Origin of the sequence: Paraburkholderia sp. IMGN_8 (genome assembly GCF_038050405.1) — a bacterium.
Lineage (GTDB): Bacteria > Pseudomonadota > Gammaproteobacteria > Burkholderiales > Burkholderiaceae > Paraburkholderia.
In genome coordinates this window covers 3,636,941-3,654,364 of the sequence record NZ_CP150901.1, presented here as the reverse complement: position 1 = coordinate 3,654,364, position 17,424 = coordinate 3,636,941, and the positions used below count along the sequence as shown (strand labels likewise).

The following is a 17,424-nucleotide window of genomic DNA, read 5'->3' as shown; positions in this document are numbered from 1 at the left end:
CGCGGAGACTGTTGATGCTCGATGTGGAACCGCTGCTTGCCGAAACCCGATCGATGCCGCCGTGCGGCGTCGATCTGGAATACGACGCCGATTTCCTCGAACTCGAAGCGCTCGCGAGCGACAAGCCGGAGCGCCAGTTCGAGGAGGCGGGCGAGGAGCCTCCCTGGCGCGACATCATGGAGCGCGCTGCCGCGCTGCTCGACCGGTCGAAGGACTTGCGCCTTGCGCTCTCGTACACACGGGCTGCGTCGCACGTGGCCGGGATCGGCGGTTTTCACGCGGGCCTGCGCGTTCTGCTCGGCTTGCTCGAACGCCACTGGGACGGCCTGTATCCGCCACTCGACGCCGACGACGACAACAGCCCCGCCTTGCGGGTGAACGCGCTCGCGGCGCTCGCGGACCCGTACACGCCGTTCGACGATCGCTCGACGCTCCTTCATGATCTTCGCGCAGCCGAAGTCTGCCGCGTGCCCGGAGACAGGCTTACCGTGCGCGACATCCTGATCGCGCTCGGCAAGCTTGCCGCACCCGCAGGCGAGCGCACGTTAACGCTTCAATTCGTTCAGGGCGTGCTTGGCAAGGCAATCGAGCGCGAACCGGTGGCGCTCGCTGACGCGCTGGCCTTGCCAAAGGCCGTCGAGGAACTGGCGAACCAGATGACCGGACGCTTCGGCGCACAGGACGCGCCGAGCCTCACGATGATGATGGGCATCGCGCAGAGCGTCGCCGGCGTGTGCCGTTCCGTGGCTGTGAACAGCGTCCCTGCACGGCAACCCGACGAGAACGCGCAGCCCGCTAATGCCGTCGGCGCCAATGCTGCCGGCGTGCCGGCAGTCCGGAAGACGGAATTGCTGCCCGCCCAGGGCACCGGCCAACTGGCGACGCGTGAGGACGCAATCGCGCTGCTCGACGCCGTCTGCGCCTTTCTCGAACGTACCGAGCCGACCAATCCCGCGCCGCTGCTCATCCGGCGAGCGCGGGCGCTGATGGGCAAGGACTTCATTGCGATCATGCAGGATCTCGCGCCCGACAGCCTCGCGCAAATTCATCAGATCGTGGGCAAGGAGCCCGAATGACGCGTCAGCCGGAACATCCGCGCACCGCGGCTTTTCAATCGACGGCCGCCCAATCGTCTTAGAAAGGTGAGTCTCGAACACGCAGGGAGGGGTTATGGCAACGAGCAGTCAAAAGTTCATCGGCCGCAATCGCGCGCCGCGCGTGCAGATCGAATACGACGTCGAGACTTACGGCAGCGAGCGCAAGATCCAGTTGCCGTTCGTCATGGGTGTGCTGGCCGATCTGTCGGGCAAGCCCGCCGACCCGCTGCCACCCGTCGGCGAGCGCAAGTTCCAGGAAATCGATATCGACAATTTTGACAGCCGCATGAAGGCGATGAACCCGCGCGTCGCTTTCCAGGTGCCGAACACGTTGACCGGCGAGGGGAACCTCAGCGTCGATGTCACCTTCGAGAACATGGACGACTTCTCGCCGGCCGCCGTCGCCCGCAAGGTCGACGCGCTCAACAAGCTGCTGGAGGCGCGCACGCAACTGGCCAACCTCGTTACCTACATGGACGGCAAGACGGGCGCAGAGGAATTGATCGCTCGCGTGCTCGAAGACCCGACGCTGCTCCAGACGCTCGCGAGCGCCCAGCAAAAACCGGCGGCTGCGGCCGAATGAGTCCCGGCTTCGCCGGCGGCATCCCCTTGAAGGGAAACGAACATGTCTGATATTCCGAAATCCTCCGAAACGCCGGCAGAGCAGCCGGGCGCAACGCTCGAAGGCAGCGATCTCGCCGCGCTTCTGAACAAGGAGTTCCGCCCAAAGAGCGACGAAGCAATGACCGCCGTGCAGACCGCGGTGCAGACGCTCGCGCAGCAGGCACTTTCCAAAAGCCAGTTGATCTCCGGGGACGCGATCCGCACGATCCAGAGCATGATTGCCGAGATCGACGCGAAGCTTACGGAACAGGTCAACGAGATCCTGCATCATCCCGACTTCCAGAAGCTCGAAGGTTCGTGGCGAGGGTTGCATTACCTCGTCAACAACACCGAAACGGAGGAGATGCTCAAGATCCGCGTGATGAACATCTCGAAGAAGGACCTGGGCAAGACACTCAAGCGCTACAAGGGTATCGCGTGGGACCAGAGCCCCCTCTTCAAGCGTATCTACGAAGAGGAATACGGCCAGTTCGGCGGCGAGCCGTTCGGCGCGATCGTTGGCGACTACTACTTCAATCAGAATCCGCCCGACGTCGAACTTCTCGGCGAAATGTCGAAGGTGGCAGCATCGGCTCACGCGCCGTTCATCGCTGCGGCCGATCCAGGTCTCCTGCAGATGGATTCGTGGCAGGAGCTTGCCAATCCACGCGATCTGACCAAGATCTTCGGCACGCCGGAATATGCGAGCTGGCGTTCGCTGCGCGAATCGGAAGATGCCCGCTACATTGGCCTCGCGATGCCACGCTTTCTCGCGCGGGTGCCGTATGGCGCGCGCACGAGTCCCGTCGATGAATTCGATTTCGAGGAAGATACGGGCTCGGCCGATCACAGCAAGTACGCGTGGGCCAATGCGGCCTATGCGATGGCGGTCAATATCAACCGCTCGTTCAAGCTCTACGGCTGGTGTTCGCGGATTCGCGGCGTGGAGTCGGGCGGCGCGGTCGAAGGGTTGCCGGTGCATACGTTTCCCACCGACGACGGCGGTGTGGACATGAAATGTCCAACCGAGATCGCGATTTCCGACCGCCGCGAGGCAGAACTGGCGAAGAACGGCTTCATGCCGCTCATTCACCGGAAGAATTCGGACCTTGCAGCCTTCATTGGCGCGCAGTCGCTGCAAAAGCCTTTCGAATACGAAGACCCCGACGCCACGGCCAACGCGGCGCTCGCCGCGCGACTGCCGTATCTGTTCGCATGCAACCGCTTCGCGCATTACCTGAAGTGTATCGTGCGCGACAAGATCGGCACCTTCAAGGAGCGCTCCGACATGGAGAGCTGGCTGAACCGCTGGATCACGCAATACGTCGACGGCGATCCGGCCAACTCGTCGGAGCACACCAAGTCGCAAAAGCCGCTCGCAGCGGCCGAGGTGAAGGTCCAGGAAGTGGAGGGCGCGCCGGGCTACTACACGTCGGTGTTCTATCTGCGCCCTCACTACCAGCTCGAAGGATTGACGGTTTCGCTGCGGCTCGTGTCGCGTCTGCCGTCCGCGAAGGCGGCCGCCTGACGCCGTCCGGGTAGCGGCAGACCTTCGCGGCGTTTCATCGCGTGAGCAGGATCGTCGCCTGCTGCGGCTCACCGATCCACACCGCCGTTGCGGTGAAGTTGTCGTGTCCGGGGCTGGCGTTCCTGCGCAGCCCGGCGGCCAGCCGTTCGAGCCACACCGAAGGTGAGTTCGCGCGGCCGATCGCGTCGATCATTGTGGCCTCGTCCACATACTCCCAGAAGCCGTCCGTACAAAGCAGGAACGCGTCGCCATCGGCGAGCGCGAAAGGCTCGCCGGATACGGCAATCGCCAGGTCGTCCGGCGTGCCAAGCGCGGAAAACAGCACGTTGCGGCGCGGATGATGGCGCACATCCTGGCTGGGCAAGAGCTTCGCGTCGAGCATGCTTTGCACGAGGCTGTGGTCTTGCGTCTGGACCCTGGTCGCGCCGTTGCGAAAACAATAGAGACGCGTGTCGCCGCAATGCGCCCACGCTGCCGACTGCGTATTCTCGTCAATGGCGAGCAGCGCCGCCGTCGAACGCATGTGTTCCAGTCCGCTGCCGGTTTCCTGCGCATCGATGATCGCGTCGTTTGCCCGCAGCAGAATCCGCATCAGGCCCGGTGCATTCAACGCGAGTCCCGCGGTGGCGACGCGCTCGAGTTCAGCGAGCACCGTGTCGACCGCGATGCGCGACGCCGCGTCTCCACCGCCGTGCCCGCCCGCGCCATCGGCGACCACGCAGGCCAGCACAGAGCCGCGCCGCCATTCGCCGTAGGCGTCCTCGTTGCGGCTTCGGCCGCCCGCATCGCTCACGCTTGCCGTTTGCAGTTGCACGATGTCCTCCTGCGAACTCCGCGTGATTGGACGTGGTTCAAGACTTGTGCTGTTTCAGGCGGTCGATCTGCGCTTCATATGCGGCGACGAACGCCTTGCCGAAGAGCGCATGAAAGTCGTCGGCGGCTTCGTGCGAAAGCTGGCTGTACAAATCGGAAAAGAGGTCCCAGCAGCGCGCGCGGTGGTTTATTTGCGGCAGCAAGGCATCGAGCAGCGAATGTTGCGTGAGGCGCGCTTCGATTTTCGTCGGCTCGAAGCGTTCAAACACGCCCTCGAGCGCGGCGCGCATGCCTGCGATGAAGCCGACCTGGTGCGCGCGCAGGTCGTCGTAGGCGTCCGATAGCGCGTCGGTGCCAGGCATGAAGCCGCGTGATGGAGGATTCAGCAGGTGCCCAAGCGCGGTTTCGACGTTCGGCGAGAACTTCAGCGGGTTGTTGCCGGTGGCGGCGATCATTGTTGCATCGGTGCGCATTTCGCGTCTCATTGCCGCCCGCGCGACGAGCAGGTCGAGCGTGCCTTGAGTCGCCTCGTGCAGCAATGCGCCGACCAGCTGCATGAAGGCTGGCGTGAGCGAGTCGACGCGGACGCCTGGCGCGTCGAGGCCGCGTAGGAAAGCGTCGAGGAGTGCGTGATCGTCGGCGGCGCGTTCCGGGAGCCTAGGCGCCAGCGCGTCGGGTGGCTGCTGCAGATCTTCCTGCGGCCCCGAGCGCATACGCGGCAGAGGAAACGCGCTGTGCAGCTCGGACCCGCGATCAGGCAGCGTGGGCGGCGGCGCATCGGAACGGGCCGATGCGCTGAGGCTCGCGAACGGATCGCTGTCGCGCGAGGTGTTGGGCGCCGCGAGCGGGTCGTCGATCGGCGATGCGCCGAACAGCGGCGAACGCCTCGCGTCGCCGCTGTCATTTGTCGCGAGATCGGAAGCTGGCCCGAGATCGAACAGTTCGTCGATCGTCCGGTTCGCCGCGGGATCGGCAAGGCCGAGATCGAAGTCGTCGGGCAGAAGAGGGGGCGGCGCGCGTGATTGCAGTGCCGGTTCGGCTCGCCCGGTCGACGGACGCAGCAGGTCGTCGAGGCCGTCCGGGTCGTGCGCGGCGCGAGGATCGTGCGACGGCTCGCCGAAGATGTCCGCGAACGGATCGCTGCTCATGCTTGCCGGCATGTCGCCGCCGTCGACAGCGGCACGCAACTCATAGCCGCCGATCTGCACCTCGTCGCCATCCGTCATGACGATTTCCTGGCCAGGCTCGAGCGGTGTGCCATTCACGAGTGCCGGATTGCTGCCGCGGTCGATCAACCGGTACTGCCCGTCGCGCCACACGATCTGTGCGTGCACGCGCGACACGGTGCGTTCCACGTCTTCGAGCACGAGCCTGTTCGACTCCGCGCGGCCGATCGTTCCGCCCGCCGTGTCGAAAGTGGCTGCGAGCGGTTGCGCGGGGGGCTTGCCATTGAAGCGTGTCACAGTCAGCGTCAGCATCGAATGGACTCCCCGCGCGGCGCAGCTTCAGTCGAACTCGTAGAGGAAGTCGCCTGCCGTCGCCGACAGACGGATGCGCCTGAGTGCGCCACCCTCGGTCAGCCGCGTCAGGTATTCGGTGGAAATGCGGGGCAGGACCGTGTTGGTAAGCAGTGCATCGATCACGCGGCCACCCGATTCGGCCTCCGTGCAGCGCGACACGATGAGCTTGACTGCGTCGTCGTCGTACTCGAACGGAACGCCGTGATTGTCCGCAATGCGGTGGCGGATGCGTTCCAGTTGCAGGCGCACGATGTTCGCCATCATCGCGTCGGAAAGCGGGTAGTACGGTACCGTGACGACACGGCCGAGCAACGCTGCCGGAAACACGCCGAGAAGCGGCTCGCGCAGCGCGGTGGCGAGCACATCGGGCGCGGGGATATTTTTCGGATCACGGCACATCCGCATAATGAGTTCCGAACCGACATTCGACGTGAGCAGGATGATCGTGTTCTTGAAGTCGATGTAGCGGCCCTCGCCGTCTTCCATCCAGCCCTTGTCGAAGACCTGGAAGAAGATTTCGTGCACGTCGGGATGCGCTTTTTCGACCTCGTCGAGCAGCACCACGCTGTAAGGGCGGCGACGCACCGCCTCGGTGAGGACGCCGCCTTCTCCATAACCGACGTAGCCCGGCGGCGCACCCTTGAGTGTCGAGACGGTATGCGCTTCCTGAAACTCGCTCATGTTGATGGTGATGACGTTTTGCTCACCACCGTAGAGGGCTTCGGCGAGTGCGAGCGCAGTCTCCGTCTTGCCGACGCCCGACGTGCCGCACAGCATGAAAACGCCGATCGGCTTGTCGGGGTTGTCCAGACGCGCGCGCGAGGTTTGAATGCGCTTCGCGATCATGTTGAGCGCGTGGCGTTGGCCGATCACGCGCCGGTCGAGCGTCTCGGCGAGGTTCAGGATCGCGGCCATCTCGTTCCTGACCATGCGGCCGACCGGGATGCCGGTCCAGTCGGCGACGACGGAAGCGATCACGGCGGCATCGACGCTCGGCAGGATCAGCGGGGCCTCCCCTTGCAGCTCGGCGAGACGGATTTTCAGCTCGGCGAGGCGGGCAAGGAGCGAGTCGCGGTCAGCGGGCGCTTTGGCCTCGGCGCCCTCCGCGGGCGCTTCCATGTCGACCGGCCCGCCGCTCGCGCGCAACGCGGCGCGCACGGACAGCAACTCGTCGACCACTCCCTTTTCTTCGTTCCAGCGCGCCTCCAGCCCTTCGAGCGCCAGATGCTCGCGGGCGAGTGCTTCGGACACGTCCAACGTCCGAGTCCCGACATCCACGCCCATGCTCGCCTCGCGTTCGACGATGCCCGCTTCGATGTCGAGTGCCTCGATTCTGCGGCGGCAGTCGTCGACTTGGGGCGGCGTCGCGTGCTGACTGATGGCGACGCGCGCACAGGCCGTGTCGAGCAGGCTCACCGCCTTGTCCGGCAATTGCCGTGCCGGAATGTAGCGATGCGAGAGCCGCACGGCGGCCTCAATCGCTTCATCAAGCAATTGCACGCGATGATGGGACTCCAGCACCGAGGCGATGCCGCGCAGCATCCGCACGGCTTTCGCCTCGTCTGGCTCGTGGACCTGCACAACCTGAAAACGCCGCGTGAGCGCCGGATCCTTCTCGATGTACTTCTTGTACTCGGCCCAGGTCGTCGCGCCGATCGTGCGCAGATCGCCGCGCGCTAGCGCGGGCTTGAGCAGATTGGCCGCGTCGCCCGTGCCGGCCGACCCGCCCGCGCCGATCAGCGTATGAATCTCGTCGATGAAAAGAATGATCGGTGAAGGGCTTGCTTCGACCTCTTCAACCACTTGCCTGAGCCGCTGTTCGAATTCGCCCCTCATGCTTGCGCCGGCCTGCAGCAAGCCGAGATCGAGCGACATCAGCGTCACGCCCTGCAGCGGCGGCGGAACGTCGCCGCGCACGAGACGCTGCGCGAAGCCCTCGACCACCGCCGTCTTGCCGACGCCCGCTTCACCGGTGAGGAGCGGATTGTTCTGGCGCCGCCGCATCAGGATGTCGACGATCTGGCGAATCTCCTCGTCGCGTCCGCTGACTGGATCGATCTTGCCGTTGCGAGCCTTGTCGGTGAGGTCTGTTGCGTATTTCTTCAGCGCATCCTGCCTGCCCATGCTCGCGGGCGCGGGGTCGGACCCGGCGGCGCGCTCTGCCTGTCCGGTGGACGGTTGTTCGGCAGTGTTCTCTGCCGAGCCGGCCAAGATGCGCGCGAAATTGTCCGAGAAGTCTTCAAGTTTGATGCGCTCGAACTGGCGCGAGATGCCAAGCACGACATTGCGCAGCCGCGGCGTCTTGAGGATGCCGACCATCAGGTGCCCGCTACGCACCTGCGTCGCGCCGAACATCAGCGTGCCATAGACCCAGCCGCGCTCGATCGCGTCGGTGATGTGCTCCGAAATATCGGAGATCGACGTGGCGCCGCGGGGCAGGCGGTCGAGCGATGCCGTCATGTCGCGCGCGAGCACGGCCGCATCGATGTTGTAGTGGCTGATAAGCCTTTGCAGATCGGAGCCTGGCGTTTCCACGATCTGCATCAGCCAGTGCTCCAGTTCGACGTAGGGGTTGCCGCGCAGCTTGCACAGCACGGTTGCGCTTTCGACGGACTTGTAGCCTAGCGGATCGAGCTTGCTGAACAAGGCGACACGACTGATTTCCGCCATCGTGAAGGCTCCGTGATCAAGGGACGAGCGGCGCCGGGGCATGCCGCCATTTGATAAGACGGCTTTGCGGGCGACTTTTTTGAAAGCGCCGGAGGGTCGGAACGTCAGGGCCGCACATGCACGTCCGCGTCGAGCGCGAGGTTGGCGGCATCGGCGTGGCGCTTGTGGTGCACGAGCCACGCCGAGTAACCGAGACGGCCGTATCGGCCGAGCCTCGCCGTGGGCACGTCGCTCGCGCGCAGCACCAGCTTCGCGTCCCATACGAGCTCGCGATTCAGATGCTGGCGCACCAGCGCGACGAGCGGGGCGAGCGCGGCGCCGCCGGGAAGAAACGCCTCGTATTGCGCGAGCGACAGCGGCCCGATCGCGAGACGAAACTTGTGCTGCCGGTCCCAGACGTGCGCACCCAGCACGGCGCCGCTGCCGAGGCGCGCGGTGGCCGGGCGTGCTCCGAGGTGTCGCGCATGCAGAACGGTGCGTTCCGCGCGTTCGAGAGCCATCCAGTGTCCGCAAAACGGCTCGACACGTACCGGCACGCGCAGCACGGCGCTTACGAGCGCTTCGAGCACTGCCAGCGGTCGCGTCTGCATGTTGAGCAATCCGGCGAAGTGAAGCTTCGCGAGATCGGATGCCGCATCGCGCCGATGACAGGCATCGTCCGCGAGACCGATCAGAGAACCGACGTAGAACGCGAAGCGGTCGTTGTCGGCACGATCGAGGCTGTTGGCCGGACGCCCCTGCGACCATGCGCGATAGAACAGCAGCAGAAAGCGATGCGACAGCATATCGAGCAGGCGCGGGAAGGTCGCGTCGCCGTGGTGCAGGATGCGCTCGCGGGCAAAGTCGGTCAGATGTAGCGGTAACGGGCCGTTCGGCCCGAGCAGGCCGAAAAAGCGCTGTGCCAGCCGCGGCGCGCCAGTGTGGCCTTGTTCGCCCGTGCGCGTCAGCGCGGCGAGCGGCGCGGGCGCGAAGGCAAGCGATACGTCTTGAGCGAGGCGGAGCGGTTCGTCGGCCGGGCGCGATGCCGCGCCAAGACGCGGCAGATGTGGTGTGAGCGCCTCGACGCGGCGCATCAACTGAAAGAAGTCGTAGTGGTGCGGCGCGGCCGCCACCTGGTCAAAGAGCCTGTCGAGCGCGCGCGCCTGTGCGATTTCGTCCGGCGAGAGGGCGTCTGCCGCGGGCGGCTCGTCGGCCGGCGGACTCAGAGAATCGGACGGGTTCCGCATCGCGGGGGGAGGCGAAGGATCTCGCCGCGTGCCGTCGTGCGCAGGACCGTCTGCACGAACGCGTTGATCGATACGTAGCGCGCAAAAAAGCGGTCGAGCACGCAGCCGAGCAGGTACGCGCTGCCGCCCTGAAATGCCATATCCTCCACATCGAGTTCGATCTGTAGACCACGTCCGAATGCGATGGGACCCGGCATCGGCAGCCGCCGCACGACCGGCGTCGCGCGCACGGAGAGGACACCCGCGATCTGCCGACGGCTCACTTCGTCGTTGGCCGGCACGTGCAGCGTCAGCAACGAGCGCAGCGCGGCGGCGCCCTCGTGGGCGTCGCCGTCGTAGAGGGACAGATAGTGCAGCGACAATTGATCGACGAGCCGCCAGCCGAGGCCCGTATCGAGACAGGGCGCTGCGGGTGGCGACGGCCGCGTCACGCAGCGGACGGACGCCACGGGCGCCGCGATGTCGAGCGTGAAGTCGCTTTGCGCGCCGCCGTGCGGCATCAGCAGCGGCAGATCGCGATTGGTGCAGAGGGTCTCGAAGGCGAGCTGCCGCAAGTCGCCGCGGTACGGCGCCTCCTTCGGATCGACGATGGACACGAAGACTTCGCTGCCCACATATTCGGTGCGATAGCCGCTGCGCTTGCGCTCGACAGGCACGACGCGCGGCTCGCGTCGCACGCTGAAATAGGCCGCGTCTTCGGGCCGGTCGGCGAGAAAATCCCCATAAAAGGGATGGAACGTTTGCTCGCTATCGCCGCCCGTACCGTATCCGGCGACTGCCGTTACCGTATGCACCTCGAAGTCGAGCGGGCAGGTCCGGTCCGGTACGACATGAAACTCCGCGACGCCGTCCGATAAGAACGCGCGGTCTGCGTGCTTGGGGAACAGGTTGATTGCGGGCACGCAGTCGAGCAACACGTGTTCGCGCGAGACAACGCGTTCGAGCGTCGTGTCGCCCGTGGCGAGCAGGATCGTCAGTTCGATCTCACGCGACGGGAAAGACGGCAGCACGCCTGACAGGCCATCGATTACGGCAAAACGAAAGCGCGGCGCGAACGCGAAATATTCGTGCAGAAGCCGGTAGCCTTGGAATGCGTTCGGCGTGACTGGCAGGAGGGCTTCGTCGTCGCCGAAGCCAGCGCAGCCGATTGCTTCGCCAGGCAGCGTGTCGGTGTGGGAAGCGGGACGCTGCGGCGTCGAGATCACGACGGCGAGCGCGCTGCCGGTAACGAACTCGAAGAGCTTGTAGGCGGTGTCGTCGCCGCCCGTGAAGTAGAGGCGCAAGCTGTCGAGACTGAGCGTGTCGAAGGTCAATCCTTCCGCCGCTGACAGACGCAGACGCAACGCGCCCTTCACTCGCTTTGCCAGCGAGCGCGTGCCCGACAGCGTCGCGAGCGGAAGATCGGGCACCTGGGCCAGATACCTTGCCTCGGTCAGCTCGATCGGCCAAAGGGTCAGGTCCGCGCCGGTTCTGAACTCGCAGGCGCTTGCGTCGCCGGCGACGTGAGTTGCAATAAGCGCGGTGTGGCGCGGCACCGTGAATCCAGCGGCCAGGTTTGGGTTGGCCAGATCGGGAGCGAGCCGCGCGATCAGCATCGACGGCGTGGGACAGACCGCTTGCGGCAGCACGACCTGCATCAGATGCTGGGTGAAACGGGGGAATTCTTCTTCGAGCTTCAGTTGCACGCGCGCGGCGAGAAACGCGGTTCCTTCGAGCAGCCGTTCGACATACGGGTCCGAGATATCGAAGCCGCTCATGTCGAGACGCGCAGCGATCTTCGGGAACTGCTGGGCGAACTCCGCGCCCATCTCGCGCAGGTGCGTCAGTTCGGTGTTGTAGTGCCTGAGCAGACGTGGGTCCATGTCGTGGCTTCGTGGAGAATCAACGTGGCAGCTCGGTCAACGTGATACCGCCTTCCTCGAGGTCGATCTGCGTACGCAGCACGAATTCGAGCGGCGCCGGCTGCGCCCACAGGAGGCCCCTTATCACGAGTGAAATCTGGTTATGCATGTCGAGCACCGGACGGTCGAGTACCGGTTCGATCTCGATCGACGCAGGTGCGATGCGCGGCTCGAAAAGCACGATTGCCTCGCGAATCGCCTGTTCGAGCGCGACGGCGTCGACCGTTGAGGCAAAGCCGCCCGACAGACAAGGCAAGCCGTAGTTCAGCACCGACGCATACGCGACGGGATAGCGATCGATCGAAATCGCGTCCGAGAGATTGGTCGTGTTGAAGAGCCAGGATAGGTCGCGAAGTACGGCGGCGCGCAAAGTCCGCCTCGTCAGGAAGCGCGTGCCGTCCGCCTCAACGCGGCTTTGCGGGTCGTCGTCGATCAGCCGGTCGAGCAGCGACGGTTGCAGATGGTCAGTTGCTTTCGGTTCGGCCATAAGCGCTCCTTGAACGCCCCGCGCTGGGTCCGATCATGTCACCCGCCGTGCCGCTACGTCGAGCGCGAATGTCACCTCCGCGCCGCGGCTGCCGGTTTCCGTTTGCGGCGCGCAGGTCATCGTCAGCGACCGGGCCGACACCTCGAACACTTCGCACGCCCTCATGAGCCGAGGACTCGTATAGACGTGGTAGTTGCGGATATACGCGTCCTCAAGCTTCATCGACAGGAATTCGATCTGCACGCCGTTGGCCGGTCCACCCGCCTTGAAGCACTTGATATGCGCCAGCGCGAGCAATTCGGCCTGCGCGCACAGCTTCGCGATAGCGGGCGAAGCCGCGTCGACCGCCTTGATCACGGCGAGATCGGTCACGCGCATGTCGTTCGCATTGAGCGCCTGGCCGGGATGGTAAGCGTCGTAGCCCTGGGCCCAGCGCCAGCCATGGATCTGCATCGGCGTCTCCCAGTCGCCGCGCGGCGGGGCTTCACCCTTCAGCGGCGTGTTGCTACGCTTTGGGATGATGTGGAGAAACATATCGTCGGACGCGACGAGCGCGAGCGAGTCGAACTGGCACAGATACTCCAGCGTCAGGCGGCTCGCGGCTTGCTGCGGCGAAGCATCGGAACTCGGCATCGTCATGTTCCTCGCTTGGGGGTGGTTACTTGTGTGGCCGATTCGAGCGGTATCGAAGTTAAGACGGTCGGCGGCATGCGATTTTGAAGACCACGCCCTTTTTAAAAATGCGCCCGGCGTTTCGTTTACCTAACAACGTCGCCACGGGACGCTGGGTCATCGACATATCACGAGGAGCGAGTCATGGGAGTCATTGGCGTGATCGATTGCTATCTGAAAATGGATGGCATCGAAGGCGAATCGAAACACAAGGGCGCAGAAGGACAAATCGAAGTGCAGTCGTGGCAATGGGGCGTCCAGAACGCCAGTAGTTCCACGGTGGGGGGCGGCAGCGGAGTCGGCAAAGCGACACCAAACGAACTCATTTTCGTTCACGAATACGACAAGTCGTCTACGGTGCTGGCGAAGTGTTGCGCGTCGGGGAAACACATTGCTAACGCGAAGCTGACCGTCTGCAAGGCGGGCGAAGGACAAAAGGAATTTCTCACCGTCGCCATGAAGCAGGTGATGGTAACTTCTGTGTCGCACGGCGGGGCGACGGGCGGAGGGATGTCCGAGACCGTGTCTCTGACTTTCCACGACATCGAGTTTGAATACAAGCCGCAGGACGATACGGGCGCTGTGGGCGCCTCGAGCAAGTTCGGCTGGAACGTCAAGAGTACGGAAATTCGCTGAGCGCGGCACTGGTCCGCCGCGCTAGACAACGATCATGGCCCAGTCGCCGCTCGTCACGATCGATACGCCGCTCGGCGACGACGTTCTGTTCCTGAGCATGCGTGCCACGGCCGAATTGGGGCGCATGTTCAGCTACGACCTGACACTGTTGTCAAAGCGCCCGGACGTCGATTTTCGGCGCATTCTCGGCAAGCGCGTCACGGTGTCGCTTCAGGTGTCGAAGGCGAAGCCGCGGATCTTCTCGGGATATGTAGTCGGATTCAGGCAGACCGGCATGCGCGGCCGGCTGCATGTGTATGAGGCTGCGGTCCGCCCGTGGCTCTGGTTGCTCACGCGGCGCAGCAATTGCCGGATCTTTCAGAACAAGAACGTAGAGGACATCGTGAAGGCCATTTTCGCGGACCCGGTCTACAAGAGCGTGGAATTCGGCGAGATCAAGTGGAAGGCGAACGCGCGCAAGCATCCTGCGCGCGAGTATTGCGTGCAGTATCGCGAGTCGGACTTCAATTTCGTAAGCCGGCTACTGGAGGACGAAGGGATCTACTACTGGTATCAGGATCGCGACGGTAAGGAGTCTCTGATACTGACCGATTCGCTTGCCACGCACGAGAGTGTGCCCGGGTGCGAATCGCTGCCCTACGGCGCGGTGATGAGCGTGGCGCCGGGCGCCGAATATATCAGCGAGTGGGAGACGCATCACGAGATTGAGACACGCAACTGGCTCGTGACCGACTACGACTTCAAGCATCCTTCGCGGCCGCTGCAGAAGAAAGCGGTCAAGAGCATGCCCGGCTTCGACGCGTTCGGCGATCTCGAGCACTTCGACTATCCCGGCGGCTACGTCGATCCCGACTACGGCGAAAGCCGGGCGAAGGCGCGGGCCGATGAACTGTGGACCGAGCCTTTGCTGGGCGGCGATGCGGCGATCAACTGGCATCAGGTGGATGCCAGAACGAACAGCATGAGCGTTCGCATCGGGAGCTTGTTGAAGCTGGAGCGCCATCCGCGCACCGATCAGAATGCGCAATATCTTGTGACGCGCACGCGCTATGAAATCGACCTGGCCGACTACGAGGCGTTCGAAGGCAGTCAACCGAGCCGATGCGAATGCTGGTTTTCGGCGATCGATGCGAAACAGCCGTTTGCGCCGGCGCGAACGACTCGCAAGCCCTTCGTCCAGGGACCTCAGACGGCGGCCGTGGTTGGCCCCGGCGGCGACGAGATTTACACCGACAGCTACGGGCGCGTGAAAGTGCAATTCTTCTGGGACCGGCAGGGTAAGGGCGACGAGAACAGTTCGTGCTGGATGCGCGTGTCGCAGCCTTGGGCGGGCAAGGGCTGGGGGGCTGTCGCGATTCCGCGGATCGGGCAGGAAGTGATCGTGGACTTTCTGGAGGGCGATCCGGACCGGCCTATCGTTACTGGACGTGTCTATAACGCCGAGCAGATGCCGCCTTACGAATTGCCCGCGAACATGACGCAGACTGGGATCAAGAGCCGGTCTAGCAAGGGCGGCAGCGGCGCGAATTGCAACGAGCTGCGCTTCGAGGACAAGAAGGGCGCCGAGCAGGTGCTGCTTCATGCGGAGAAGAATCAGGATATCGAAGTCGAGAATGATGAGACGCATTGGGTTGGGCACGACCGGAAGAAGAACGTCGATCACGACGAGACTACGCTTGTGAAGCATGACCGCACCGAGACGGTGGGGAATAACGAGAAGATTGCGATTGTGGTTGATCGCACAGAGACGGTTGGGGCCAACGAGAGCATCACGATCGGGTCTAACCGGACGAAGACCGTTGGGGCCAGCGAGACCGCAACGGTTACGTTGCAGCGGACGCATACGGTGGGGGTCAACGAGACGATCACGGTAGGCGGCGCGCAGGAGGTGACGGTTGGCGCGTTTCAGGCGATAACCGTTGGGGCATTTCAGGCACTGACTGTGGGGGCTTATCAGGCGGTGACGGTTGGCGCGGATCAGACGGTGGGGATTGGAGGGAGTCAGTCGACTAGTGTCGGATCGGATCAGTCGCTCGATGTGGGTGGGGGGCAGACTGTTACGGTGGCGGCCGATGCGAGTGAAGCGATTAGTGGGGCGCAGTCGAGCACGGTTAGCAAAGGGCGGACTACTTCTGTTGGCGAGGACGATTCGGTTTCTGTCGGGAAGAATCTCGTCATCGATGCAGGCGAGTCAGTCACGATCAAGACAGGTAGCGCATGCATCAGCATGAAGAAGGATGGGACGATCGAGATCCATGGCAAGGACATCACAATCAAAGGCAGCGGGACGATCAATGCCAAGGCCAGTAGCGATATTGTGATGAAGGGGTCGAAGATTTTGCAGAATTGAGTAGACAAAGTCGAGGTGGTGGAGGTTGGCGATGAGTGGCAGGGATCGAATGCTATGTGACGAACTCGCGATATCGGACGGTTCCGTCGACTGTCCGTCACCCGGCGGCGTGCACGAGCGGCAAGTGCGTGGACTTCCATCGCTGAACGAGATGGCCGGCCTCGTGATCGGCGAGCTCCTTGCGATCACCGAAGGCGGGCACGTACCGCTCGTGCGCTATCCAGGGCAAGAAGGGACAGCTGCAATCGCCGCTCAGACGCTCATCGATCTATACGAACCGCATGTTGGGCGCAACGTTGCGCTGATGTTCGACGGTTCGGATGTACACCGGCCCGTGATCATCGGCATACTGCGTGAAGGCGGCGTTGCACTGGATCATGCGGCCACCGGAAGTGTTGAAGTCGATGCAGACGGCGAACGAATGATTGTCTCTGCTCGCGAGCAGTTGGTACTCCGCTGTGGCAAGGCTTCGATTACGCTGACAAAGGCGGGCAAGGTACTGATCCAGGGCACTTATGTATCGAGCCGGTCATCGGGTGCGAACCGGATCACCGGCGGCGCCGTTCAGCTGAACTAAGGTGTCGCAATCGATTCTCGCGGTGGTGTCGAGGCATGTCGAAGACTCGGCGGATCTGTGGAACGCGCGTTCTATGCTGATAGGCGCGGCGCATGCGAAGCTGCATCACATCGGCCGTTTCGACGAGCGCATCGCCGCGCACCTCGATGGCATAGGGGTCGCTGGTATGGCCGGATGGCAGTGCTGTGAAGCGACGCTCGCAAATGCCAGTGCGGGCGCCCTCTTTACGGCCACGGTTCGTGCATTGGAGGATGCGGACGAGCGTGCCATCGACGCAATGCTTGCGATCGCCGAAAGTGCTGCTGGTATTCGTAAAGGTTTGCTATCGGCGTTTGGCTGGGTCAGCGCACGACAGTTGAGGGGCATCGTTCGCTTGCTGCTGGAGTCATCTAGCCATTTCCGAAAGGCGATCGGGATCGCGAGTTGCGTGATGCACCGCGTCGATCCTGGCCGGCTACTCGATGCGGCGATCAGCGATCCGGAACCGATGCTGCGTGCGCGAGCCTTGCAGGCAGCAGGCGATCTGGGGCGAGACGATCTGTTACCGCTATGTATTGCGGCGCTCAATGATCCCGATTTGCAGTGCCAGTTTTGGGCGGCATGGTCGAGCGTAATACTGGGCGACCGGCGTGCGGGACTCGCGAAACTCATCGAGCATGCGCACGAACCGGCACGGTTCAGCCGCAATCCGCTGCAACTCGCGTTGATGGCAACGGACCGCGATACGGGCAAGGCGCTGCTCACGCAGATTGCGAAGGAGCGCGGACCTCATCGAAACCTGATACGCGGGGTAGCCGCGGCAGGCGACCCGGACTTCGTGCCGTGGTTGATCGGTCTTATGTCAGACGCCTCGCTTGCGCGTATTGTCGGCGAGGCGTTCAGCTGGATCACGGGCGCCGACCTTGCGTGGCTCGACCTCGACCGGAAGCCACCGCAAGACATAGAAGTCCATCCGACCGACGATCCCGATGATGCTGACGTCGCGCTCGACGAGGACTTTGGCTTGCCGTGGCCCGACACAGAGAAAGTGAACCGTTGGTGGCACGGGAACGCGAATCGCTTTCACCGAGGCAGCCGCTATTTCGTCGGTGCGCCGCCCTCACGTGAGCACTGCGTCCAGGTGCTGCGTGAGGGTTATCAGCGGCAGCGGGTTGCTGCGGTATGTTGGTCCGCCCTCTCCGGGACGGACCGTGTCACGTTCGATTGTGCGGCGCCGACGTGGCGTCAGCGACGCTGGCTCGACCCGGGGCACGCGAAGCGAAGCTGACGAGCGTTGCTCACTCTAAGGCATTGAACCGGGTGGCTGTGCGCTTTCGGCTGCGCATTGGCGGGGTTATTCGACCC

At 63.7% G+C, this 17,424-nt stretch carries 14 protein-coding genes; 7 read left to right on the top strand and 7 right to left on the bottom strand.

Going from position 1 to position 17,424, the window contains the following annotated elements:
- Positions 1-14 precede the first annotated feature (14 nt).
- The 3 genes from tssA (at position 15) to tssC (ending at position 3,228) form a co-directional block, all read left to right on the top strand.
- Complete coding sequence (gene tssA, locus WN982_RS37545) at positions 15-1,076, top strand: type VI secretion system protein TssA (protein ID WP_341317021.1); 1,062 nt, start codon at positions 15-17, stop codon at positions 1,074-1,076.
- Between the two features lie 94 nt (positions 1,077-1,170).
- On the top strand, positions 1,171-1,680 hold the full coding sequence (gene tssB, locus WN982_RS37540; RefSeq protein ID WP_341317020.1) for a type VI secretion system contractile sheath small subunit: 510 nt from the start codon (positions 1,171-1,173) through the stop codon (positions 1,678-1,680).
- Between the two features lie 42 nt (positions 1,681-1,722).
- Positions 1,723-3,228, top strand: a complete 1,506-nt coding sequence (gene tssC, locus WN982_RS37535) for a type VI secretion system contractile sheath large subunit (RefSeq protein WP_341317019.1) — start codon at positions 1,723-1,725, stop codon at positions 3,226-3,228.
- Between the two features lie 34 nt (positions 3,229-3,262).
- Here tssC and WN982_RS37530 read toward each other — a convergent pair whose 3' ends face one another.
- From WN982_RS37530 to WN982_RS37500, 7 genes are all read right to left on the bottom strand, one after another.
- Positions 3,263-4,042, bottom strand: a complete 780-nt coding sequence (locus WN982_RS37530; protein ID WP_341317018.1) for a PP2C family serine/threonine-protein phosphatase — start codon at positions 4,040-4,042, stop codon at positions 3,263-3,265.
- A 37-nt stretch (positions 4,043-4,079) separates the two neighbouring features.
- The gene (gene tagH, locus WN982_RS37525; protein WP_341317017.1) at positions 4,080-5,519 is read right to left on the bottom strand and encodes a type VI secretion system-associated FHA domain protein TagH; all 1,440 of its coding nucleotides are present in this window, start codon (positions 5,517-5,519) and stop codon (positions 4,080-4,082) included.
- A gap of 27 nt (positions 5,520-5,546) precedes the next feature.
- On the bottom strand, positions 5,547-8,231 hold the full coding sequence (gene tssH, locus WN982_RS37520; RefSeq protein WP_341317016.1) for a type VI secretion system ATPase TssH: 2,685 nt from the start codon (positions 8,229-8,231) through the stop codon (positions 5,547-5,549).
- Between the two features lie 104 nt (positions 8,232-8,335).
- Positions 8,336-9,457 (bottom strand): type VI secretion system baseplate subunit TssG, encoded by a 1,122-nt coding sequence (tssG, locus tag WN982_RS37515; protein ID WP_341317015.1) that lies wholly within the window; start codon positions 9,455-9,457, stop codon positions 8,336-8,338.
- The gene (tssF, locus tag WN982_RS37510) at positions 9,433-11,319 is read right to left on the bottom strand and encodes a type VI secretion system baseplate subunit TssF (protein WP_341317014.1); all 1,887 of its coding nucleotides are present in this window, start codon (positions 11,317-11,319) and stop codon (positions 9,433-9,435) included. Before tssF ends, tssG begins: the two co-directional genes overlap by 25 nt.
- 19 nt (positions 11,320-11,338) lie before the next feature.
- Positions 11,339-11,845, bottom strand: a complete 507-nt coding sequence (tssE, locus tag WN982_RS37505) for a type VI secretion system baseplate subunit TssE (RefSeq protein ID WP_341317013.1) — start codon at positions 11,843-11,845, stop codon at positions 11,339-11,341.
- Positions 11,846-11,878: 33 nt separating this feature from the next.
- Complete coding sequence (locus WN982_RS37500) at positions 11,879-12,478, bottom strand: type VI secretion system tube protein Hcp (RefSeq protein WP_341317012.1); 600 nt, start codon at positions 12,476-12,478, stop codon at positions 11,879-11,881.
- A gap of 198 nt (positions 12,479-12,676) precedes the next feature.
- On the opposite strand from WN982_RS37500, the gene WN982_RS37495 reads away from it, so the two are divergent.
- From WN982_RS37495 to WN982_RS37480, 4 genes are read left to right on the top strand one after another with little or no spacing between them, the layout of a single operon-like run.
- Positions 12,677-13,153 carry a type VI secretion system tube protein Hcp gene (locus WN982_RS37495; RefSeq protein WP_341317011.1) on the top strand — a complete coding sequence of 159 codons (477 nt, stop codon included), beginning with the start codon at positions 12,677-12,679 and terminating at the stop codon, positions 13,151-13,153.
- Positions 13,154-13,187: 34 nt separating this feature from the next.
- A complete protein-coding gene (gene tssI / locus WN982_RS37490; protein ID WP_341317010.1) occupies positions 13,188-15,503 on the top strand; it encodes a type VI secretion system tip protein TssI/VgrG in 2,316 nt (771 codons plus the stop codon).
- Positions 15,504-15,534: 31 nt separating this feature from the next.
- Positions 15,535-16,080 carry a DUF6484 domain-containing protein gene (locus WN982_RS37485; protein ID WP_341317009.1) on the top strand — a complete coding sequence of 182 codons (546 nt, stop codon included), beginning with the start codon at positions 15,535-15,537 and terminating at the stop codon, positions 16,078-16,080.
- A 1-nt stretch (position 16,081) separates the two neighbouring features.
- On the top strand, positions 16,082-17,347 hold the full coding sequence (locus WN982_RS37480; protein WP_341317008.1) for a TIGR02270 family protein: 1,266 nt from the start codon (positions 16,082-16,084) through the stop codon (positions 17,345-17,347).
- The last annotated feature ends 77 nt before the right edge of the window (positions 17,348-17,424 follow it).